A 21,734-nucleotide genomic window follows, 5' to 3' on the forward strand; every position below is an offset into this window, starting at 1 on the left:
TCGCGCAGGAGGTTTCCCATGACAACCGTATTCCGCCGTGCTTACGCCGGTCTTCGCTGGCTGCTCGTCGGCACGGCCGTCGCGGCCGCCGTCGTCGGTCTGAGCGCGGTCCTGTCCGCGGTGGCCACCGGCGGTCCGGACGATCACACCGTCGCGTTCCGTTCGGTCGCGGCGGACCGGTCGCTGGTGGCCGATACCGGTATCAGCAGGCAGCAGGCCATCGACAAGGCCCTGGCGGCCGTGCCGGGCGGACGGGTCACGTCCATCCAGCTCGACACGGACCAGGGGGTCGCGGTGTGGGAGGTGGAGCTCACCACTCCCGCGGGCGTGGAGCACGACGTGACGATAGATGCCGACAGCGGCCAGGTCCGCGCCGTGGTCGACCCCGACTGACCGCGTCGGCGGACGCAGGTGTGACGGGTCGGCGCATGGGTAAGCACGAGGTGTTTGCTGCCGGGCGGCAGGGATCCGGAGGGGGATTCCGGCCGTGGCTTCGCCGGTATCCGTGGTCCGTGGCCGACGTAACGCGTGACGCCCCGGAGACGCGTTCGCCGAGCATCGAAGATTTGCCCCGCGGGCGGTTTGCCCGGGAGTAGCCTCAAGTTGTCCACTCGAGGAATCGAGGTCCGGATGCACGAGATGGCCATCACGCGCGGCGTCATCGACGCCGTCTGCGAGCACGCGGCGGGCCGGCGGGTCCATTCCGTCACCGTCGAGGTCGGCGCGCTGTGCGCTGTCGTACCCGATGCCATGCGGTTCTGTTTCGAAGTCGCGGCCGAGGCGACGGTCGCCGAGGGCGCGGACCTGGTCCTGGTGGAGATCCCGGGGGTGGCGGCATGCCGTACCTGTGGCGCCGAGTTCCGGCTGCCGGACCCGATCCTGCTGTGTCCCTGCGGCAGCGCCGATGTCGAGATCCGCTCCGGGCGCGAGCTGCGTATCCGATCCATGGAGGTGAGTGAGGCATGTGCGCAACCTGCGGGTGCGGCGACGACGCCGCCGCGCTGATTCGCGTCCCGCACGATCACCAGCACGCAGACGGGCACGATCACGCCCATGCGGACCATGAGCACACGCACGAGGACCACCATCCACACCAGCACGGCCCCGGCGCCGACCACGTCCACGTGCCCGCCACCGAGACGGTCACCCTGGAGTTGAAGGTCCTCGCCAAGAACGACGAACTGGCGCAGCGCAACCGGGACTGGCTGGCCGGGCGCGGCATCCTCGCGCTCAATATGACGAGTTCGCCGGGCGCGGGTAAGACCACGCTGCTGGAGCGCACCATCCGTGAGTCCGGCCAGGCCCCGATCGCGGTGATCGAAGGGGATCAGGCGACATTGCTCGATGCCGACCGGATCAAGGCGACGGGGTGCCGTGTGGTGCAGGTCAACACCGGCGCGGGATGTCACCTCGACGCGGAGATGATGTATCGCGCGCTGGAGACCCTCGACCCGGCGCCGGGCACACTGCTGTTCGTCGAGAACGTCGGCAACCTGGTCTGCCCGGCGCTGTTCGATCTGGGGGAGCGGGAGAAGGTGGTCGTCATCTCGGTGACCGAGGGGACCGACAAACCGCTGAAGTATCCGCACATGTTCCAGGCGGCGGGGCTGGTCCTGGTGAACAAGACCGACCTGCTGCCGTATGTCGATTTCGATGTGGACCGATGCCGGGAATACATCCATTCGATACACCCCGGCGTCGAGGTCCTGCCGCTGTCCGTGAGCAGCGGAACAGGCCTGTCTACCTGGTACGACTGGCTGGCCGAGCAGCGTCGCGCGGCCGGTCCGGCGGCTCTTGAGGAAGCCGCCGGGCGCGCTTAAAGTGAAGTGATCAGGATCACATCTGCGGGTGACCCCTTCTTCGAGAAAGGCGAGATTCGGCCCCCGTGGTCCGCTGCGGAAGGTGGCGAGAAATGCCCACTCAGGAAGCAGTACGAGCCGAAGAGACGCTGATCCACGTTCTGTGGATCAACGCGGGACTCAGTTGTGACGGTGATTCGGTCGCCCTGACGGCGGCCACGCAGCCGAGCGTCGAAGAGATCGCCCTCGGCGCGCTTCCCGGTCTGCCGAAGATCGCCGTGCATTGGCCGCTGATCGACTACGAGTGCGGCCCCAACGGCGGTGCGGACGACTTCCTGGAGTGGTTCTTCAAAGCCGACCGCGGGGAACTCGAACCGTTCGTGCTGGTGGTCGAGGGCTCGATTCCGAACGAGCAGATCAAAGAGGAGGGCTACTGGTGCGGGTTCGGCAACAATCCCGCCACCGGCCAGCCCATGACGACCAGCGAATGGCTCGACCGTCTCGCGCCGAAGGCAACGGCCATCGTGGCGGCGGGCACCTGTGCGACCTACGGTGGCATCCACGCCATGGCGGGCAATCCCACCGGCGCGATGGGCGTGCCGGATTATCTCGGCTGGGACTGGAAGAGCAAAGCGGGTATTCCGATCGTCTGCGTGCCGGGCTGCCCGATCCAGCCGGACAACTTGTCGGAGACGCTGACCTATCTGCTCTACATGGCGACCGGCCAGGCGCCCATGATTCCGCTCGACGACGCGTTGCGGCCCAAGTGGCTGTTCGGGGCGACGGTGCACGAGGGTTGCGACCGCGCGGGTTACTACGAGCAGGGTGAGTTCGCCACCGAGTACGGCTCGCCGAAATGCATTGTGAAGCTCGGCTGCTGGGGGCCCGTGGTCAAGTGCAACGTGCCCAAGCGTGGCTGGATGAACGGCTTGGGCGGCTGCCCGAACGTCGGCGGCATCTGCATCGGCTGCACCATGCCGGGATTCCCGGACAAGTTCATGCCGTTCATGGACGAACCACCGGGCGGAAAGCTCTCGTCCAGCGCATCGGGGCTCTACGGATCGGTGATCCGCAGCCTCCGTCACATCACCGGACGCACGGTCGACAAGGAGCCGCACTGGCGGCACCGCGGCCGGAAGCTGGAAACCGGCGCGACCCGCACCTGGTAGGAGGTTCTCTGATGACCCAGATCATTCCGGAGCCGTCGCACAAAACGATCGAGCCGGACCGCCTCGTCGAGATGGCGTGGGACCCGATCACTCGCATCGTCGGCAGCCTCGGCATCTACACCAAAATCGACTTCGAGAATCGGGAAGTGGTCGAGTGTCACAGCACCTCGTCCATCTTCCGCGGCTACTCGATCTTCATGAAGGGCAAGGACCCGCGCGACGCGCACTTCATCACCAGCCGCATCTGCGGCATCTGCGGCGACAACCACGCCACCTGTTCGTGCTACTGCCAGAACATGGCCTACGGCGTGCGCCCGCCGCACCTCGGCGAATGGATCGTCAACCTGGGCGAGGCCGCCGAGTACATGTTCGACCACAACATCTTCCAGGAGAACCTGGTCGGCGTCGACTACTGCGAGAAGATGGTCTCCGAGACCAATCCGGGCGTGCTGGCCAGGGCCGAGAACACCGAGGCGCCGCACGCGGGCGACCACGGGTATCGCACCATCGCCGACATCATGCGCGCGCTCAACCCGTTCACCGGTGAGTTCTACCGGGAGGCGTTGCAGGTCAGCCGGATCACGCGCGAGATGTTCTGCCTGATGGAAGGCAGGCACGTCCATCCGTCCACGCTGTATCCCGGTGGACCCGGCACGGTCGCGACGATCCAGTTGATGACCGACTACATGTCCCGGCTGATGCGCTACGTGGAGTTCATGAAGAAGGTCGTGCCGATGCACGACGATCTGTTCGACTTCTTCTACGAGGCGCTGCCGGGCTACGAGAAGGTCGGCCTGCGGCGCACGCTGTTGGGTTGCTGGGGCTCGTTCCAGGACCCGGAGTTCTGCAATTTCGAGTACAAGGACATGGCGGACTGGGGCCGCAAGATGTACGTGACCCCCGGCGTCGTGGTCGACGGCAAACTGCTGACCACCTCCCTGGTCGACATCAACTTGGGACTGCGGATCCTGCTGGGCAGTTCGTACTACGAGGACTGGACCGATCAGGAGATGTTCGTCAAGACCGATCCGCTGGGCAACCCCGTGGACCGCCGCCATCCCTGGAACCAGCACACCAACCCCCGGCCGCAGAAACGCGACCTGGACGAGAAGTACAGCTGGGTCATGTCGCCGCGGTGGTTCGACGGCACCGATCACCTCCCCCTGGACACCGGCGGCGGCCCGCTGGCCCGGCTGTGGTCGACGGCGCTGGCCAACCTCATCGACATCGGCTACGTGAAGGCCACCGGGCACAGCGTGCAGATCAATCTGCCCAAGACCGCGCTCAAGGGGCCGGTCACGCTGGAGTGGAAGGTGCCGGTGCACGGCAGCAACACCCTCGAGCGCAACCGCGCGCGCACCTATTTCCAGGCGTACGCGGCGGCCTGCGCGCTGCACTTCGCGGAGAAGGCGATGGCGGAGATCCGGGCCGGCCACACCAAGACCTGGGAGAAGTTCGAGGTGCCGGAAGAAAGCATCGGCTGCGGCTTCACCGAGGCGGTGCGCGGCGTGCTGTCGCATCACATGGTGATCCGGGACGGCAAGATCGCGAACTACCACCCGTACCCGCCGACGCCGTGGAACGCCAGCCCGCGCGACAGCTTCGGCACGCCGGGGCCCTACGAGGACGCGGTGCAGGGCCAGCCGATCTTCGAGGAGAACGACCGCGAGCACTTCAAGGGCATCGACGTCATGCGCACCGTGCGCAGCTTCGATCCGTGCCTGCCGTGTGGCGTGCACATGTATCTAGGCAAGGGCAAGACGCTGGAGAAGCTGCATTCACCGACGCAGACGCTCACTCCCGAGTGAGTCCGCGTCGGGCGAAACGACCCGGAGGTGACGGTGGAGGATCGCCCGGACGACCGGGACGACGCGACGCTCGACGACTCCCGGTGGCGCGAAGCCGGTGATCGCATCGAGACCTTGCTGGAAGCGAGTTCGGCGGGCGGTGCGCTCGCCCGCGAACGCGCGGAGCAACTCGTGCGCGAACTGGTCGAACTCTACGGCGCGGCGCTGACCCGCGTGGTCGAGCTGCTCGACGGCGCGGCGGTCGAGCGGTTGACCCGCGACGACCTGGTCGCGAGCCTGCTGCTCGTGCACGGGTTGCATCCGCACGATGTGACCACCCGCGTAGGGAACGCGCTGGACAGCGTGCGTCCGTATCTCGGTTCCCACGGCGGCGACGTCCACCTGGTCGACATCGTCGACGGCGTGGTGCGCTTGGAACTGGCGGGTAGTTGCAAGAGCTGTCCGTCCTCGTCGGTGACGCTCGAACTGGCCGTCGAGGACGCGGTGCGGGCGGCCGCGCCGGAGATCGAGTCCATCGAAGTGGTCGCCGCGCAGACCGAGTCGGCGGGGGTGATCTCCGCCGACTCGCTGTTCTCGCGCGTGCGCGCGGACGGCGCGCGGTCCGGCAACTGGGTCGCGGTCCCCGAACTGGCCGAACTCGACGCGGGCGAGGTGGGCGGCTTCGACGTCGCCGGGCTGACGGTGCTCGCCTGCCGGGTGGGAACGGAGCTGTACGCCTATCGCGACCACTGCCCCGGATGCGACCGATCGCTCGCGGGTGCGGCGCTGGAGCGGCGCGTGGGGTTCCCGGCCGGTGACGCGGTGCTGCGGTGCCCGACCTGCCGGGCGCACTACGACGTGGTGCACGCGGGCGCTCGGGTCGACGGTGACGGTCACCTCGAACCGCTCCCCGTGCTCGTGCGCTCCGGCGAACTGTCGGTGGCGGTGCCGGTGGAGGTCCGCGGGTGAGCACACCGTTTCGCGCGCTCCAGCGGATCGCCGCCGATCGCGGGCCCGCTCCCCGGCCCGGCGAGCGGTGCGAGATGTGCGCGGAGCCGATCGCCGACCGGCACCAGCACGTGGTGAACGTCGAAGGCAGGCAGCTGATGTGCGTATGCCGCGGCTGCTACTTGCTGTTCGTCGACCAGAACGCGGAGCTGCGGTATCGCGCGGTGCCGGACCGGTATCTCACGTTCCCGGATTTCACGATCAGCCGGGCCGAATGGGACGCACTGGACATCCCCGTGAATCTGGCGTTCTTCTTCCGCAATTCCGCACTGGACCGGACGGTGGCGTTCTATCCAGGACCCGCCGGCGCTACAGAGTCGGAATTACCTCTGGAGCAATGGAATTCGATCATTCACCGGCATCCCGAGCTGGACGTGCTCGCCCCGGACGTGGAAGCGCTGCTCATCCGGGTGCCCGACCGCCGCACCGAGCGGGCGGCCTGCCTGCTGCTACCGATCGACGCCTGCTACGAGTTCGTCGGCCGGATGCGGCTGCTGTGGCACGGATTCGACGGCGGCCAGGACGTGCACCGATACCTGGAGGAGTTCTTCGCCGAGGCGTCGGCGCGCGCGAAAACCGGCGGTGCGGCATGAGCCCGGTGTACTCGACGACGTTCGCCGTGCTCGAGATCAAACCCGAGCCGTACGCCGTCGCGCCGATCCTGTCCGCGCGCGTCGGCATCGCCGCGCTCGCGGAGGAGCCCGTGCACGCCATCGCCCTGCGCGCGCAGGTGCGCATCGAGCCGTTCCGCCGCGGCTACTCCGACGAGGAGGCCGCAGGGCTGGTCGATCTGTTCGGCCCGCGCGAACGGTGGCACGAGACCCAGCGCTCGTTTCTCTGGATGCACTGCGCCACCATGGTTCCGAGTTTCACCGGCGGCGCCCAAGTGGACCTGCCGATGCCGTGCACCTACGACTTCGAGGTGACCGGATCGAAGTACCTGCACGCGTTGCGCGAGGGTGTGGTTCCGCTGCTGTTCCTGTTCAGCGGGACGGTCTTCATCCGGGGCACGACCGGATTCGCCATCCAGCAGATTCCATGGGACCGGGAGGACAAGTTCGAGATGCCCGTATCGGTCTGGCAGGGCCTGATGGACGCGTACTTCCCGAATACCGGGTGGGTGCGGCTGCACAACGACACGCTTCGGGCGCTGGCCACCTATAAATCCAGCCACGGCCTGCACGGCTTCGACGACGCGGTGACCCGCCTGCTGACCAGCGCCGAGGAGACGCCGTGACGACCGCCGAAGCTCGTGCCCGCGCCCGCGCCGTGGCCGACGCGGTGCTCTACGAGGGCTATCTGCTCTACCCCTACCGGGCCGACGCGCGCAAGAACCAGTCGCGCTGGCAGTTCGGCGTGCTGGGACCGCACGAGGCCGCCGCGGCGGGACTCGGCGAGGAGTCGACGCTGTCGGCGCAGTGCCTGATCGAACCGGGCGAGAATCCCGAACTCACCCTCACCGTGCGGTTCCTCCAGCTCCAGCGCCGTCAAGTGGTGGACGGGGACGGTACGCCCGTCGCGGAGCTGACCGATGGCGCGCGGTCGTGGCTGTCCTGGGACGAGGCGGTCGAGCAGGAGATCACCGTCGGCCCCGTCCCGCCCGCCCGTATGGTCGTGCCGCTGGACATCCCGGGCGGCTCCGACGCCGAGCAGATCGCCACCGCGGCCGTCTCCGCGCCGGGCACGTTCGTGCGGACCCGGCTGCCGCTGACGGGTGAGCTGGAACTCGCCGCCGACCGAGACGACGGCTTCCTACGGCTCACGGTCGTCCTGCGCAACGTGGGCGCACCCGCGACCGACAAGCGCGACGCCATCGCCCGCTCGCTGATCGGCGCGCACATCATCGCGGAGATCACCGGCGGACAGTTCGTCTCCCTGCTGGAACCGCCGCCCGACGCAACCGCCGTGGCCGCCCGCTGCGATCGGTACCGGTGTTTCCCGGTGCTCGCGGGGCCGCCCGGCGACTACAGCGTGCTGCTCATCTCGCCGATCATTCTCTACGACCACCCGGAGATCGCGGAGCAGAGCGAAGGAGCGCTGTTCGACTCCACCGAGATCGACGAGATCCTCACGCTGCGCATACTCACCATGACCGATGCGGAGAAGGCGAGCGCCCGAGCCACCGACCCGCGCGCGGCGGAGATCATCGACCGCTGCGAGGCCATGTCGCCCGACGCGATGCGGCAGTTGCACGGGGTGCTGCGCGACCCGCACGCCGAGGGGCCCGGGTTGATCCCGGAGATTCCCGAGGGCGTCGATTGGTGGGACCCGCTGGCCGACAGCGCCGTCCGTCCGGACTTGGACGCTGTGCCGGTCGCGGGGGCGCTGGTGCGCAAGGGCAGCCGCGTCCGGCTGCATCCGGCGCGCCGGGCCGACGCCCAGGATCTGTTCTTCGACGGGCAGTGCGCGCGGGTCGTCTCGGTGCACGAGGACGTGGACGGACAGGCGCACGTCGGGGTGGTGCTGGACGCCGATCCGGCGGCCGAGCTGCACGAATGGTACGGGCGCTACCTATATTTCGCGCCCGACGAACTGGAGCCGCTCGACGGCACCGAGGAATGAAAGGAAGTCCGCTATGGAAACCGTGGGAGTGGTCTCGACGACCGTCGTCGCCGTGCTGGTGGCGGCGGGAGTGTATCTCGGCGTGCGGTCGCTCCCGGATCTGCGGCGATATCTGAAGATCCGGCACATGTAGCGGGGCACCGGAAAGGAGCATCATGGGTGAGCATCGCGAAGAGCCGCAATCGGCACGTGGCGCGCCGGGTTCGCGCGACGCGGGCACGGGCATCGCGGCCGGAGGCCCGGCGGACCGGGAACCGGGCCACATCGGTCACGAGGAGATGACCTCCGCGCATCCGGAAGACGCCAAGAAGGGCACCGAGTTCACCTCGGAAGCCCCGACCGGCACCGAAGCGGCGGCACCTCCGTACGACGAGCGCAAGGACACCGCCAACGCCCCCGCGGAGACGGCGACCGGAAAGGTCGACGACGCGCGAGTGGGCGGCGCGACGACACCCACCGAGAAAGAGGGGTGACTCGACGGCCGCGGTGCTGATCGCCGGGATCGGCAACATCTTCCTCGGCGACGACGGATTCGGACCCGAGGTGGTGCGCAGGCTGCCGCACCACCCCGACCCCGGTGTGCGCGCGGTGGACTACGGCATCCGCGGCATGCACCTCGCCTACGACCTGCTCGACCCCTGGGCGGCGCTGCTGCTGATCGACGCGCTGCCCGACCGCGGCGCGCCCGGCCGGGTCGAGGTGTTCGGCGCCGAGCCGGAGGACACCGGCGCCCAGCTCGACGCCCACGCGATGAGCCCGGACGCCGTCTTCGCCGGGGTACGCGCGCTGGGCGGTGTGTTGCCGCCCACGGTGGTGATCGGCTGCCAGGTCGCCTGCGTGGAGGAGGGCATCGGCCTGTCCGCGCCGGTCGCGGCGGCGGTGCCGGAGGCGGTCGCCGCCGTCGGCGAGGTGCTGGCCGCGTTCCTGCCCGCCGGGACATCCGATGGCTCCCCGCTTCCGCGGGCCACAGCGCGACAGGAGGACTGACCGATGTGTCTGGGCATCCCGGGACAGGTGCTGGCGATCCCTGACGGCTACCACGATCAGATCGCCTTGGTCGACGTCTCCGGCGAGCAGCGGAAGGTGAACATCGGGCTGCTCGACGATGATCCGGCCCGGCCGGGTGACTGGGTGATCATCCACATGGGCTTCGCGGTGGAGAAGACCGACGCGGCGGGAGCCGAGGCGGCTCTGCAAGGGCTGCGTCTGCTGCAACGCGGGGACCAGTCATGAACACTGTGCGGCTGCGGCGGCGTCTGCTGGTGCGCGGTGTGGTCCAAGGCGTCGGATTCCGGCCGTTCGTCTACACCACCGCCGCCGAACTGGCTCTGTCCGGCAGCGTGAGCAACAACAGCAACGGCGTGATCGTCGAGATCGAGGGAGCGGCCAGAGATCTGGACGAGTTCGCCCGGCGGCTGCGCTTGCGACCACCGCCGCTGGCGGTGATCGAGTCGGTCGAGCAGGCCGACATCCCGGCGCGCGGCGGCACCGGATTCCACATCGCGGGCACCACGCGCGAGGGTGGTGGTCGTACGCTCGCCTCACCCGATGTCGCGATCTGCGCCGATTGCGAACGCGAGTTGCGCGATCCGCGCGATCGCCGTTATCGCCATCCGTTCGTCAACTGCACCAACTGTGGTCCGCGTTTCACCATCATCGCGAGCCTGCCCTACGACCGCGAGCGCACATCGATGGCCGACTTCGCCATGTGCGAGCGGTGCGCGCGGGAATACGCCGATCCCGCCGATCGGCGCTTCCACGCGCAGCCGATCGCCTGCCCCGACTGCGGCCCCACGCTCGCCTATACGGGACCGGGAGCCGGTACGCCGCTGACTGCCGCGCGGCGACTGCTGCGCGCGGGCGGAATCCTGGCGGTCAAAGGCATCGGCGGATACCACCTCGCCTGTGACGCCACGAACGAGGCGGCCGTCGCGGAACTGCGGCGTCGCAAACGCCGCGGTGACAAACCTTTCGCCGTCATGGTGCCGGATCTGGTCACGGCACGGGCCATCGTCGCCGTCGACGACGCCGCCGAGACGCTGCTGACCAGCCCGGCTCGCCCCATCGTGTTGCTCGCTCGCCGATCCTCGCCCGAGGAGCCCCCTTCGAACGACGGCCCGGCGGTCTCGCCATCGGTGGCGCCCGGCAATCCAGACCTGGGCGTGATGCTCGCCTACACCCCGCTGCACCTGCTGCTGTTCGGCCTGCCCGGCGACCCGCCCGGCCCGCAGGTGCTCGTGATGACCTCGGGCAATCTCGGCGGCGAGCCGATCTGCTACCAGGACGACGACGCACGCACCCGCCTGGCCGGGCTCGCCGACGGCTGGCTGTCGCACAACCGGCGCATCCTGGTGCCCTGCGACGACTCGGTGGTGCGCTCGCTCGACGGCCGCGAACTGCCGGTCCGGCGCTCGCGCGGCTACGCGCCGCTGCCGCTGTTGCTACCGGTGCCGCTGCCGCCGACGCTCGCCGTCGGCGCGGACCTCAAGAACACCTGCGCGATGGCCGACGGCCGCTACGCCTGGCTGAGCCAGCACATCGGCGACATGGACGACCTGGCGACGCTGCGCTCCTTCGACGCCGCGCAGCGCCACCTCGGAGAACTCACCGGCGTCCGTCCCGCGCAGCTGGTCGCCGACGCGCACCCCGGCTACCGCTCTACCGCCTGGGCGCGCAGGCACGCGGGCGAGCGAGCCGTCTACACCGTCCAGCACCATCACGCGCACATCGCCGCAGTCATGGGCGAGCACGGGCTCGGCGCGACCGAGCAGGTGGTCGGCATCGCCTTCGACGGCACCGGGTACGGACCGGACGCGGCGGTGTGGGGCGGTGAGGCGCTGCTGGCGGGCTACAAGGGCTACCGGCGTCTGGCGCACCTGAAGTACGTGCCGCTCGCGGGCGGCGATCTCGCCGTGCGCAGGCCCTACCGCATGGCGCTGGCTCATCTGCGCGCGGCTGGGATCGACTGGTCCGAGGACATTCCCGCGGTCGCGGCGTGTCCGCCCGCCGAGCGTTCGGTGCTGGCCCACCAGTTCCGGACCGGACTGGGCTGCGCGCCCACGTCCAGCATGGGCCGGTTGTTCGACGCGGTGTCCTCGCTGTGCGGCGTGCGGCACGTCGTCGACTACGAAGCCCAGGCGGCGATCGAACTGGAAGGACTCTCGCGCGCGGGGGCGGAAGGCGACGCCGCCTACCGATTCCCGCTCGCGGAGGGCGACCCCGCCGGGATCGATGCCGCGCCGGTGATCGCGGACCTGGTCGCCGACGTTCGCGCGGGCGCGCCCCCGCAGGTGGTGGGCGCGCGCTTCCACGCCGCCGTCGCTCGGTTGGTGCTCGACCTCGCGGCGCGTTACGCCGCCCCGGGGACGGTCGTCGCCCTGTCCGGCGGCGTGTTCCAGAACGCCCTGCTGCTCGCGCGATCGTGTGCGCTGCTGCGCGACAACGGGTTCACCGTGATCACCCACCACAGACTGCCGCCCAACGACGGCGGCCTCGCGTTCGGGCAACTCCTCGCGTGCAGCGAGGGATGAGCGAAGGAGAGCAACGATGTGTCTTGCGGTACCAGGCAAAGTGCTCAGCCTGCACGAGCGGGACGGCACGCTGATGTCGGTCGTCGACTTCGGCGGCGTGCACAAGGACGTGTGCCTGCAATACATCCCGGACGCGGCGGTCGGCGATTACGTCGTGGTCCACGTCGGTTTCGCGATCCAGCGTCTGGACGAGGAGTCCGCGCTGCGGACCCTGGCCGAGTTCGAGCACCTCGGCGTACTGAACGAGGAATTCGGCGACGGTTTCGCCATCGCCGCGAAGCAGGCGGGCCTGGACAATCCCGCCGCCGAGCCGTCCCGCGAGGAACCGGAGGCGAAGTCATGAAATATCTCGACGAGTTCAGCAACCCCGAACTGGCCCGGCACCTGCTCGATCGGATCCGCGCCGCGACCAGCCGCCGCTGGGCGATCATGGAAGTCTGTGGCGGACAAACACATTCGATCATCCGCCACGGCATAGACCAACTGCTGCCCGACCAGATCGAGATGATCCACGGCCCCGGCTGCCCGGTCTGCGTCACCCCGCTGGAGGTGATCGACAAGGCGCTGGAGATCGCCGCGCGACCGGGCGTGATCTTCTGCTCGTTCGGTGACATGCTGCGCGTGCCGGGCAGTTCCAAGGACCTGTTCCGGGTGAAGAGCGAGGGCGGTGACGTCCGAGTGGTGTACTCGCCGCTGGACGCGCTGAACCTGGCCAAGGAGAATCCCGACCGCGAGGTAGTGTTCTTCGGCATCGGATTCGAGACCACGGCTCCGGCCAACGCCATGACGGTCTACCAGGCGAAGCGGCTGGGGATCAGGAACTTCTCGCTGCTGGTGTCGCATGTGCTGGTCCCGCCCGCCATCGCCGCCATCATGGAGTCCCCGACCTGTCGGGTGCAAGGGTTCCTCGCCGCCGGGCACGTCTGCACCGTGATGGGCACCGACGAGTACCCGCCGCTGGCCGAGCAGTACCGGGTGCCGATGGTGGTCACCGGATTCGAGCCGCTGGACATCCTGGAGGGCATCCGCCGCACCGTGCTGCAACTGGAGTCCGGCAGGCACGAACTGGAGAACGCCTACCCGCGCGCGGTGGCCGCTGCGGGCAATCCCGCGGCGAAAGCCATGCTGCAGGACGTCTTCGAGGTCACCGACCGGGCCTGGCGCGGCATCGGCGTCATCCCGCGCAGCGGCTGGCGGTTGTCGGAGCGCTATCGCGAGTTCGACGCCGAGCACCGCTTCGCCGTGGGCGACCTGCACACCGAAGAATCGACCATCTGCCGCTCCGGAGAGGTGCTGCAAGGGCTGATCAAGCCGAATGAGTGCGCCGCTTTCGGCAAGCAGTGCACGCCGCGGAATCCTCTGGGCGCCACCATGGTGTCCTCCGAAGGCGCGTGCGCCGCCTACTACCTGTACCGGCGCTTGGATCTGCCCGCGGAGGTGGCTCATGCGTGATGAAGGCGCCGCGCCCGTGACGATCGATGAGGGCTGGGTCTGCCCGATGCCGCTGCGGGATTCGCCGAACATCGTCATGGGCCACGGCGGCGGCGGCGCGATGTCCGGCGAGCTGATCGAGCATCTGTTCCTGCCCGCGTTCGGCTCCGCCGCGAACGCGGACCTGACCGATTCCGCGGTCGTCACGCTCGACGGCGCGCGGCTGGCCTTCTCCACCGATTCGTTCGTGGTGAAGCCGCTCGTCTTCCCTGGCGGCACCATCGGTGAGCTCGCGGTCAACGGCACGGTGAACGATCTGGCCATGTCCGGTGCGCGTCCGATGGTGCTGTCCACCGCGTTCATCCTGGAGGAGGGCACCGCGCTGGCCGACATCGCACGCATCGCGCAGGCGGTCGGGACCGCCGCGCTGGCGGCCGAAGTCCAGCTGGTCACCGGGGACACCAAGGTGGTCGACGCCGGGCACGGTGACGGGATCTATATCAACACCGCGGGCATCGGCGTGGTGCCCCCCGAGGTGGACATCCGGCCGCAACGCGCGACCCCGGGCGACGTCGTGCTGGTCAGCGGCGAGATCGGGGTGCACGGTGTCGCGGTGCTCAGTTGCCGCGAGGGTCTGGAGTTCGGTACCACCGTGCTCAGCGACACCGCGCCGCTGCACGGTCTGGTCGCGGCGATGCTGGCCACCGGCGCCGACGTGCACGTGCTGCGCGACCCGACCCGCGGCGGCGTCGCGGCCTCGCTCAACGAGATCGCCCGTGCCGCGAAAGTCGGCGTGGCCCTGGACGAGCGGCAGCTTCCCGTGCCGGACGGCGTGCGCGACGCGTGCGGGCTGCTCGGCCTGGACCCGATGTACGTGGCCAACGAGGGCAAGCTGCTGGCGTTCGTCGCGCCCGAGGACGCCGAACGCGTGCTGGCGGCGATGCGGGAGCACCCACTGGGCGCGCAGGCCGCCGTGATCGGCCGATGCGTCGCCGAACATCCCGGCATGGTGGTCGCCCGCACGGCGCTCGGCGGTACGCGGGTGGTGGATCTGCCCGCGGGCGAGCAGCTGCCGCGGATCTGCTGACAGGGGACCGGTATCGGCCCTGAGCCAGAAGGCGAGGTGTGGATCATCGTTCGGATCGCCGAGACGCCCGCGGCGTCGCGTGCCCCGCTGGACGGACGGCAGCGGCGCGGCGTCGCGGGGATGGCGTCGGTCGTGGTCGTCCTGCACGTCCTCGGGTGGTCGGCGCTGCTGCTGCTCGTTGTCCCTGGTGGATACGTGGTGGACGGTGCGGTGTTCGGCGTCGGCCTCGGCGTCACCGCCTACACGCTCGGCATGCGGCACGCGTTCGACGCCGATCACATCGCCGCGATCGACAACACCACCCGCAAACTGGTCGCGGACGGGCGCAAGCCGCTGTCGGTCGGATTTTGGTTCTCCCTCGGGCACTCCACCATCGTGTTCGTCCTCGTCGCGCTGCTGGCATTCGGCGTCAAGGCGCTGGCGGGCAACCTGCGCGACGAGAACTCCGGGTTGCAACGCTGGACCGGCCTCTTCGGCACCGGCATCTCCGGCACTTTCCTGCTCGCCATCGGGGCGTTGAACCTGGTCTCGCTGATCGGCATCTGGCGGGTGTTCCGTTCGATGCGCCGTGGGAGCTACGACGAGGCCGCGTTGCGGCAGCGGCTGCACGACCGCGGCGCGTTGCAGCGGGTGACCGGGCCGCTGACCCGGGCGGTGCGCGCGCCGTGGCAGATGTACCTCGTCGGGCTGCTGTTCGGCCTCGGCTTCGACACCGTCACCGAGGTGAGCTTGCTGGTGATCGCGGGCGGTGCGGCGGCGACCGACCTGCCGTGGTACGCGATCCTCGTGCTGCCCGTGCTCTTCTCGGCGGGCATGACGCTGTTCGACGCGCTGGACGGCGCGTTCATGAACTACGCATACGGATGGGCGTTCGCCGGACCGCTGCGCACCGTCTACTACAACATCGTCGTCACCGGTCTGTCGGTGGCCGTGGCGCTGCTGATCGGCGCGCAGGAGATGATTTCCTTGCTGGCCGACGAATTCGGCATCGCCGACGGACCGCTGGCGTGGGTCGGCGGGCTGGATCTGGGCGCCATGGGCTTCGTGATCGCCGGACTGTTCCTGCTCACCTGGGCGGTCGCCGTCGGAGTATGGCGATTCGGCCGGATCGAGCAGCGGTGGTCCCCGGGCCGGGCGGGCGGAGGGCCGTGCTGATGGCGGGCAGCGGAGCGGAGATGTTCGCCCGGTACGCCTACGCGCCGAATCGGCTGGGCTACTGCGGGCCGCCCGACGCGGCCGCCCTGCGCGACGGCTCGGACGAGCAGGTGCGGGCGGTGGCGCGCCGGTTCACCGGAGCGTGGCCCTACCTGCGCGTGATGGCGCGCATGACCGGTATAGCGGACCCGCTGGACCGCAGGATCGTCGAGGCGTACTGGCTGGGCGGCGGCGTCGGCGCGGAACTGGATGCCCGCGACTTCACCGCCGAACTGCTGGATCTGCTCGGCCCGGTCGCGGGCGGCTACTGGACGTACCTGACGCCACGGCTGGCCGAGGAGGCGGCCGCCAACCACTGCTTCCACGTCTTCGGTGTGTACCCCTGGTCGCGGCTGCTCGGACACGGCAACGAACATCCCCTGCACGTGCTCGACAACTGCCGGATCGGCTGGGGAACGGTGCTCGACCGTGCCGGCGGCGAGGTCGTGTTGGGCTGCCGTGCGCTGAGCTGGGACGGCGAACGTCTCGCGTTGTCGGCGGAGACGGCGCGGTCGGTGCCGATCCGGGTGGACGGGTACGCGGCGCTGCCGGATGTCGCGGTAGGGGAGCGGGTCGCGGTGCACTGGGGGCGGCTGTGCGGGCGCTTGGACGACGCCCAGGTGAGTGCTCTGGAGGTGGGCACGGTGCGTCAATTGGAGCTCACCAACCGACGACTCGCCGCACAAGGGAGCCCCGCGATCAGCTGACGAGCACATGAGTTGCCGGTCGTCCACGCCCGACACCGAGGCGGCGGACTGCTTGCTGACAGCGCCGATATGTTGCGGCGGTTGCCGATGAGAAAGTTTCGATTCCCTCAATCGTGGCGAACTCGACGGTTCGCGAATTCGGCAGATCCGCGAGGCGTGTTCGGCTCACCCAGGTGCGCGTATCCTGTATATAGCTGTCGAGCCCGACCTCGGGGAGCGACACGTGTATTTCACCGATAGTCGTCCGGCGAAAGTCCGAACTGTTCCCGGATGATTTATCCGGTGTGTCGGCGCGTCCTCCGCCATCGTGCCCGACGGGCTGATCCGCATTTCGGATATCACCCGAAGGGAGGTGAACTACAGTGTTGGATCAGATGATGGGGATGATTCGCGACATGTGGAACAACATGTTCCCGGGCATGCCGATGCCGATGCTTCCGATGATGTAGTAGCCGTCCCAGAAGCCGGAAAACCGCAGTTGTGCAAGCGTCCGACAATTCTGCGTCGAGGCGATGGGTGCGGCTTTTCCGAACGAGGTGTGCGATTTCCGTACGGTGGTATATCCACTTTGTGGCCTACCGTATTCGATGCGATATTCCCGTATACAGGAGAGTGGAATCCGTCGGCCATCTGCGCGGGCGGAGTCGAACGACCCGGCGGACCGTGGCCGAGCCTCGGCCCCGTGGCCGGTCGGCGGAGGCGAAGGCGATCGACCTCGATGGAGGTGCGCCATGACCGAGGATCCGCAGCAGGCGAAGCGGCCGGTGAGCGCCGCGCTGGCCGGCCCGTACGGGCACCCGTTCCATCCGATCCTGGTCACCGTCCCGATCGGCGCATGGGTCGCCAGTCTGGTGTTCGACCTCGCATCCCGAGTGGTGGACGATCCGCAGTTCCTGGTCAAGGGGTCGTCGTGGCTGATCGCGATCGGCGTGCTCGGCGCCTTGGCCGCCGCGACGATCGGGTTCCTCGACCTGCTCGCCATCCCGACGGGTACGCCCGCCTTCCGCACCGGCCTGCTGCACATGACCCTCAATCTGCTGGTCACCGTCGCCTACGCGGTCGGTTTCGTCTGGCGGCGGGGCGCCGACACCACACGCGCGGTTCCGGCCGGGCCGCTGGCGCTATCGGTGGCGGCCCTGGTGGCATTGGCGATGTCGGGGTATCTCGGGGGCAAGCTCGCCTACCGGTACGGCGTACGTGTCGCCGACGAGGCAACCCAGGCGAGCGGCTTCAAGCGCTGAATCCCTTCCCAACGTCAGGAGGCACACCATGGGCATCGCCGCATTGATCTTCTGGCTGCTCACCGCGGGCGGCGGTTTCTTCCTGCTCGGCACCTGGATCGCCAAGGGCGGCACGCGTCAGCCGAATTCGACCCAGCTGCCCGCGCCGGTATTGTTCGGGCACTTCCTGCTCGCCGTGGCCGGACTGATCGTGTGGATCGTGTACCTCGTCATCGACAACACGGCGTGGGCCTGGATCGCCTTCGTGCTGCTGATTCCGGTCGCCCTACTCGGATTCACGATGTTGGTGCGCTGGATTCCCACCTATCGAGAGCGTTCCGCCGCGGGAACGGTCGAACGCCGCTCCGCCGCGGGAACGGCCGAACCGCCCGAAAAGCACTTTCCCGTTGCCGTCGTCGCCGCACACGGGGTTTTCGCCGTGACGACCGTCGTGCTGGTGTTCCTGACCGCGCTCGGCGTCGGCAGCTGACCTCTCGTCCCAGACGAGAGCCACCGGTGGGTGGCCGCGACGGCGGGAGTCCCCAGTTATTTCGCGCAGGCCGCGGGCGGCGAGGGTTGTGTACTGTCGCAGGCCGGGGCGGTGAGGTCGTAGACCGCGACGTTGCCGATGTGTACCGCGCTGTAGTGCGCCGACACCCACTCGGCGATGTCTTTGTGCCCGGCCGGCCGCCACCATCCGTTGTCCGGGGCGTCGCTCCGGCCGGCCCCGGCGGGCTGGTCGCGCACCCGCCACGAATCGGGCAGCCGCACCTCCTGCGCGAGGTAGTACGTCACCTGATGGGTGCGCACCATGGTCTGGAACTCGTCGAGGGTGGGCACCGGATCCTCGGAGGTGAAGCCGCCGATCGCGACTACCGAGGTGTGGGTGGCGAGTTCCAGCGACGCGGCGACCGAGGACCGGTCCACTGCGGCCGACCAGGGGGTGGAGGTGTCGCGCAACAGCGTGGCGAGTTGGGGTTCGACCTCCCCGTCGATGAACGCGGTCACCGCGCGGCGCATGTCGCTCGACGGATCCCCCGTCGTGGGCCGTGCCGGGCCCACGGTAGGACTGCCGCCCGTGTGCGCCTGCGGCAGGGTGGCCGCGGCGTATGCCGTCGATCCGCCGATCCCGGCGAGCACACCCACGGCGACGAGCACCGATACGGCTCTGGCTCGCACCCGTCGCGCCCCGGCCGGGAAGGCGGCGGCGACCAGTCCGAGCGCCACCGCCAGCGAGATCGCCACGAGCGTCCAGCGCAGCGGCGGCAGCCACCCGGGATTGCGGTTCAGCAGGACGAACGCCCACAGTCCCGACGTCAGCACCAGTGCGGCGGCGCCGACACGACCGAACGCCTCCGACCGGCGCCGCCACACCTCCGCCACCCCGATGGCGAACATCCCGGCCACGGCCGGACCGATCGCCAACGTGTAGTAGGCGTGCATACCGCCGCGCATCACGGTGAACGCGACGCCGTCGACGACCAGCCACAGCCCGAACGCCAGCGCGGCCGCACGAACCGGGTCCGTTCGTGGCGTACCCCGACGGGAGACGAGCACCAGTGCGAAGGCGAGCAGGGCGGCCGGAAGCAGCCAGGAGATCTCGAAACCGATCTCACCGGTGAACAGGCGAGCCGGGCCTGGTCCGCTGAAGCCGCCGAACCCGCCGCCGGTGTGCCCGGCGGAGGCAGGCATCTCGTACCCCGGAGGCAGCGCGAATCTGTTGCCGCCGTGGTGGTTCTGTCCCAGGAAGCGAGCGAACCCGTTGTAGCCCAGCACCAGATCCATGAACGTGTTGTCCGTCGAGCCTGCCAGGTACGGCCGCGCCGTGGCGGGCCACAGCACCGTCAGCAGCACATACCAGCCGGACGAGACGACCAGTGCCGCCGCGGCGGCCGACAAGTGCAGCAACCGGTTCCGCACCGAGGTCGGCGCGACGATCAGATAGGTGAGCGCCAAGGCGGGCAACACCATGAGACCTTCGAGCATCTTCGCCAGGAACGCGAACCCGAGCGCGACGCCCGCCAGCATCAGCCAGCGCGCGCTCGCCTGCCGCGCCGACCGAAGCGTGCAGTACGCGCCCGCGGTCATCAGCAGCACCATCACGGCATCCGGATTGTTGAACCGGAACATCAACGCCACCACCGGCGTTGCCGCCAGCGCGGCTCCGGCGAGCAGACCGGCGGCCCGGCTGGTCGTCGCCCCGGCGACCATCGCGTACATCAATGCCACCGCGGCGACAGCCATCAGCGCCTGCGGCACCAGCATGCTCGCGCTGCCGAATCCGAACAGCTGCCCCGAAACACCCATCACCCATTGCGACACCGGCGGCTTGTCCACCGTGATGAAGTTGCCCGGGTCGAGAGAACCGAACAGCACCGCTTTCCAGTCCCGCGCACCCGACCAGGCCGCCGCGGCGTAGAAGCCGTTGCCCATGCCGTTGACCGTGATGTGCCACAAGTACGCGGCCGCGGTCCCGAGCAGCAATGCCGCCAGCCCTGCGCGCTCCCATAGCCGCGCGGGCGGTAATCCGCCCGGCTCCGGACGGGTGGCAATCGGATTCGCATCGGGCAGGGCGGCCTCGGCGGGGATCGCTGTCACCGCAGGAGTCTCGCAAGCGTCCTGGTGAATCTCCTGCGCGCATCCTGGCAATCAGCTGTGAGTACCGGACGTCCACCGGCCGACGAGCATTCGGCACGCCGACGGTGGATCGTTGCGCCGGGCCGTCAGATCTTGCGGATGACCGTGACGACCTTGCCCAGAATTTGGGCGTCGTTGCCGGGGATCGGCTCGAAGACCGGGTTGTGCGGCATCAGCCAGACGTCCTTGCCGGTGCGCTTGAAGGTCTTCACCGTGGCCTCACCGTCGATCATCGCCGCGACGATGTCGCCGTTCTCGGCGACGTTCTGCTGCCGCACGACCACCCAGTCGCCGTCGCAGATCGCCGCGTCGATCATGGATTGACCGACGACCTTCAGCAGGAACAGCGAACCGTCGCCGACCAGCTCGCGCGGCAGCGGGAAGACGTCCTCCACGGCCTGCTCGGCCAGGATCGGACCACCGGCGGCGATGCGGCCGAGCACCGGAACGAAGGTGGGGACGGGACGGTCGACGTCGACGGTGATCTCCCCGTCGTCGACCGCGGCGACCGGCAAGCTGGTCACCGACCGGACCACTTCGTCCAGGCCCCTGACGTCCACGGCACGCGGGCGATTCGGGTCCCGGCGCAGGTAGCCCTTGCGTTCCAGGGCGCGCAGCTGATGGGCGACCGACGAGGTGGACGTGAGGCCGACGGCGTCACCGATCTCCCGGATGCTCGGCGGGTAGCCGCGCTCGCTCACCGAGGTGCGGATCACCTCGAGCACTTTGCGCTGACGCACGGTGAGATCCGCCCCGCTACCCGCCGCGTCGGCGCCGCTCTCGGTCTCGTCACCCGTGTCGTCCGTCTGCCTCACCGCAACCGCCCTTTCCTGCTGTGCCAGGCCGGTCCGCGCCCGGCATGTGTCTTCTCGGCCTGTCGTGTCTTCGGTCCTTCGAATCTAGTCCGGTAGCGCCGCTGGATCAAACATCTGTTCGACGCATGTCGGGTGTTCCTGCTGACTTTGTCGTCGCGGCGTGGTAGAAATCGAACACCAGTTCTTCGAACATGTGAGCGAATGAGCGCGGAACGTGTGTTCGAACGGCTCGACCGGCAACGGAGCACCCACTACGGAGGTTTGTCCGATGAGCACTGCGATCAGCCATGTCACCCCTTCAATCGCTGCGGCGGAGGCCGAAGCCGAGCGCCGCGTCGCCGATCCGGCACCGGCGCAGGATGATCTCGGGTACGAGACTGCTCGGCGGCTGCTGTCCGGCGGCGCGCGCCCGCGCACGCTGACGCCCGCGCATCGATCCGCGGTCGATCGGCGCCCGCCCGGCGCGCGTCCCGGTGCGGGCATGCTCGCTTATGACCGGGGCGTAAGCACTTTCGCGCGGCGTCGTCCTCGTGGCGAACATCCCATGCGCCGGGTCGAGCAGGCGCAGATCGGGTTCGCCGCCCTCGCCGTCGCCGCCCTGCTCACCGCTTCGACGGTGGTGGGCTTGATCGCGTTGTCGCATGTGCGCGCGGGTGAGTGGGGCGGTGGGTCCGGCCGGTCGGTGCCGGCCGTGGTGGATGGCCCGAGCGTGCCGATGGACGGCAATTCGCGCTGAGCACAAGGGAAATCGGCCACCCGGGGCGGCCGGAATTGTCGATCGAAAACTA

At 69.0% G+C, this 21,734-nt stretch carries 24 protein-coding genes; 22 read left to right on the forward strand and 2 right to left on the reverse strand.

Annotated features, from left to right (window positions below; translation table 11 throughout):
• The first annotated feature begins 18 nt into the window (after positions 1 to 18).
• From ACIA5H_RS16680 to ACIA5H_RS16780, 21 genes are all read left to right on the forward strand, one after another.
• Complete coding sequence (locus tag ACIA5H_RS16680; protein ID WP_397076711.1) at positions 19 to 393, forward strand: PepSY domain-containing protein; 375 nt, start codon at positions 19 to 21, stop codon at positions 391 to 393.
• Positions 394 to 630: 237 nt separating this feature from the next.
• Positions 631 to 1,005 carry a hydrogenase maturation nickel metallochaperone HypA gene (locus ACIA5H_RS16685; RefSeq protein WP_355071017.1) on the forward strand — a complete coding sequence of 125 codons (375 nt, stop codon included), beginning with the start codon at positions 631 to 633 and terminating at the stop codon, positions 1,003 to 1,005.
• Positions 963 to 1,820, forward strand: coding sequence for a hydrogenase nickel incorporation protein HypB (gene hypB, locus ACIA5H_RS16690; RefSeq protein WP_397076712.1), 858 nt, complete (start codon positions 963 to 965; stop codon positions 1,818 to 1,820). The genes ACIA5H_RS16685 and hypB overlap by 43 nt, the downstream gene beginning before the upstream one ends.
• A gap of 92 nt (positions 1,821 to 1,912) precedes the next feature.
• Positions 1,913 to 2,968 carry a hydrogenase expression protein HypE gene (locus ACIA5H_RS16695; protein ID WP_355070263.1) on the forward strand — a complete coding sequence of 352 codons (1,056 nt, stop codon included), beginning with the start codon at positions 1,913 to 1,915 and terminating at the stop codon, positions 2,966 to 2,968.
• An 11-nt stretch (positions 2,969 to 2,979) separates the two neighbouring features.
• Positions 2,980 to 4,776, forward strand: a complete 1,797-nt coding sequence (locus ACIA5H_RS16700; RefSeq protein WP_355070264.1) for a nickel-dependent hydrogenase large subunit — start codon at positions 2,980 to 2,982, stop codon at positions 4,774 to 4,776.
• A gap of 33 nt (positions 4,777 to 4,809) precedes the next feature.
• Positions 4,810 to 5,724, forward strand: coding sequence for a NifU family protein (locus tag ACIA5H_RS16705; RefSeq protein ID WP_397076877.1), 915 nt, complete (start codon positions 4,810 to 4,812; stop codon positions 5,722 to 5,724).
• Positions 5,721 to 6,356, forward strand: a complete 636-nt coding sequence (locus tag ACIA5H_RS16710) for a DUF5947 family protein (RefSeq protein WP_356961512.1) — start codon at positions 5,721 to 5,723, stop codon at positions 6,354 to 6,356. Before ACIA5H_RS16705 ends, ACIA5H_RS16710 begins: the two co-directional genes overlap by 4 nt.
• On the forward strand, positions 6,353 to 7,000 hold the full coding sequence (locus ACIA5H_RS16715; protein WP_397076713.1) for a DUF6084 family protein: 648 nt from the start codon (positions 6,353 to 6,355) through the stop codon (positions 6,998 to 7,000). The genes ACIA5H_RS16710 and ACIA5H_RS16715 overlap by 4 nt, the downstream gene beginning before the upstream one ends.
• Positions 6,997 to 8,325, forward strand: a complete 1,329-nt coding sequence (locus ACIA5H_RS16720; protein ID WP_397076714.1) for a hypothetical protein — start codon at positions 6,997 to 6,999, stop codon at positions 8,323 to 8,325. The genes ACIA5H_RS16715 and ACIA5H_RS16720 overlap by 4 nt, the downstream gene beginning before the upstream one ends.
• A 13-nt stretch (positions 8,326 to 8,338) precedes the next feature.
• Complete coding sequence (locus tag ACIA5H_RS16725; RefSeq protein ID WP_379251242.1) at positions 8,339 to 8,458, forward strand: DUF6893 family small protein; 120 nt, start codon at positions 8,339 to 8,341, stop codon at positions 8,456 to 8,458.
• Positions 8,459 to 8,480: 22 nt separating this feature from the next.
• Positions 8,481 to 8,798 carry a hypothetical protein gene (locus tag ACIA5H_RS16730; protein WP_379251240.1) on the forward strand — a complete coding sequence of 106 codons (318 nt, stop codon included), beginning with the start codon at positions 8,481 to 8,483 and terminating at the stop codon, positions 8,796 to 8,798.
• Positions 8,799 to 8,811: 13 nt separating this feature from the next.
• Positions 8,812 to 9,312 carry a hydrogenase maturation protease gene (locus ACIA5H_RS16735; RefSeq protein WP_355070274.1) on the forward strand — a complete coding sequence of 167 codons (501 nt, stop codon included), beginning with the start codon at positions 8,812 to 8,814 and terminating at the stop codon, positions 9,310 to 9,312.
• Between the two features lie 3 nt (positions 9,313 to 9,315).
• Positions 9,316 to 9,558: a HypC/HybG/HupF family hydrogenase formation chaperone gene (locus ACIA5H_RS16740; RefSeq protein ID WP_355070275.1), complete on the forward strand. Its 243-nt coding sequence runs from the start codon at positions 9,316 to 9,318 to the stop codon at positions 9,556 to 9,558.
• Entirely contained in the window at positions 9,555 to 11,855 is a 2,301-nt protein-coding gene (gene hypF / locus ACIA5H_RS16745; protein WP_397076715.1) for a carbamoyltransferase HypF, read from the forward strand. Before ACIA5H_RS16740 ends, hypF begins: the two co-directional genes overlap by 4 nt.
• A gap of 16 nt (positions 11,856 to 11,871) precedes the next feature.
• Positions 11,872 to 12,198: a HypC/HybG/HupF family hydrogenase formation chaperone gene (locus ACIA5H_RS16750; RefSeq protein WP_355070277.1), complete on the forward strand. Its 327-nt coding sequence runs from the start codon at positions 11,872 to 11,874 to the stop codon at positions 12,196 to 12,198.
• Positions 12,195 to 13,307, forward strand: coding sequence for a hydrogenase formation protein HypD (gene hypD, locus ACIA5H_RS16755; RefSeq protein ID WP_379251234.1), 1,113 nt, complete (start codon positions 12,195 to 12,197; stop codon positions 13,305 to 13,307). Before ACIA5H_RS16750 ends, hypD begins: the two co-directional genes overlap by 4 nt.
• Positions 13,300 to 14,373, forward strand: a complete 1,074-nt coding sequence (hypE, locus tag ACIA5H_RS16760) for a hydrogenase expression/formation protein HypE (RefSeq protein WP_379251232.1) — start codon at positions 13,300 to 13,302, stop codon at positions 14,371 to 14,373. The genes hypD and hypE overlap by 8 nt, the downstream gene beginning before the upstream one ends.
• Before the next feature lie 87 nt (positions 14,374 to 14,460).
• Positions 14,461 to 15,528, forward strand: a complete 1,068-nt coding sequence (locus tag ACIA5H_RS16765) for a HoxN/HupN/NixA family nickel/cobalt transporter (protein WP_355071020.1) — start codon at positions 14,461 to 14,463, stop codon at positions 15,526 to 15,528.
• Positions 15,528 to 16,274: a DUF6390 family protein gene (locus tag ACIA5H_RS16770; protein ID WP_397076716.1), complete on the forward strand. Its 747-nt coding sequence runs from the start codon at positions 15,528 to 15,530 to the stop codon at positions 16,272 to 16,274. The genes ACIA5H_RS16765 and ACIA5H_RS16770 overlap by 1 nt, the downstream gene beginning before the upstream one ends.
• A 731-nt stretch (positions 16,275 to 17,005) precedes the next feature.
• Positions 17,006 to 17,515 (forward strand): DUF2231 domain-containing protein, encoded by a 510-nt coding sequence (locus tag ACIA5H_RS16775; RefSeq protein ID WP_397076717.1) that lies wholly within the window; start codon positions 17,006 to 17,008, stop codon positions 17,513 to 17,515.
• Positions 17,516 to 17,543: 28 nt separating this feature from the next.
• On the forward strand, positions 17,544 to 17,984 hold the full coding sequence (locus tag ACIA5H_RS16780) for a hypothetical protein (RefSeq protein WP_379251226.1): 441 nt from the start codon (positions 17,544 to 17,546) through the stop codon (positions 17,982 to 17,984).
• Positions 17,985 to 18,040: 56 nt separating this feature from the next.
• On the opposite strand, the gene ACIA5H_RS16785 is transcribed toward ACIA5H_RS16780, so the two are convergent.
• Together ACIA5H_RS16785 and lexA are read right to left on the reverse strand one after the other, a co-directional pair.
• Positions 18,041 to 20,092: a glycosyltransferase family 39 protein gene (locus tag ACIA5H_RS16785; RefSeq protein ID WP_397076718.1), complete on the reverse strand. Its 2,052-nt coding sequence runs from the start codon at positions 20,090 to 20,092 to the stop codon at positions 18,041 to 18,043.
• A gap of 125 nt (positions 20,093 to 20,217) precedes the next feature.
• Positions 20,218 to 20,946, reverse strand: a complete 729-nt coding sequence (gene lexA, locus ACIA5H_RS16790) for a transcriptional repressor LexA (RefSeq protein WP_379251220.1) — start codon at positions 20,944 to 20,946, stop codon at positions 20,218 to 20,220.
• Positions 20,947 to 21,214: 268 nt separating this feature from the next.
• On the opposite strand from lexA, the gene ACIA5H_RS16795 reads away from it, so the two are divergent.
• Positions 21,215 to 21,682, forward strand: a complete 468-nt coding sequence (locus ACIA5H_RS16795; protein WP_397076719.1) for a hypothetical protein — start codon at positions 21,215 to 21,217, stop codon at positions 21,680 to 21,682.
• Positions 21,683 to 21,734 lie beyond the last annotated feature (52 nt).

The organism is Nocardia sp. NPDC051900 (genome assembly GCF_044452545.1).
Lineage (GTDB): Bacteria > Actinomycetota > Actinomycetes > Mycobacteriales > Mycobacteriaceae > Nocardia > Nocardia sichangensis.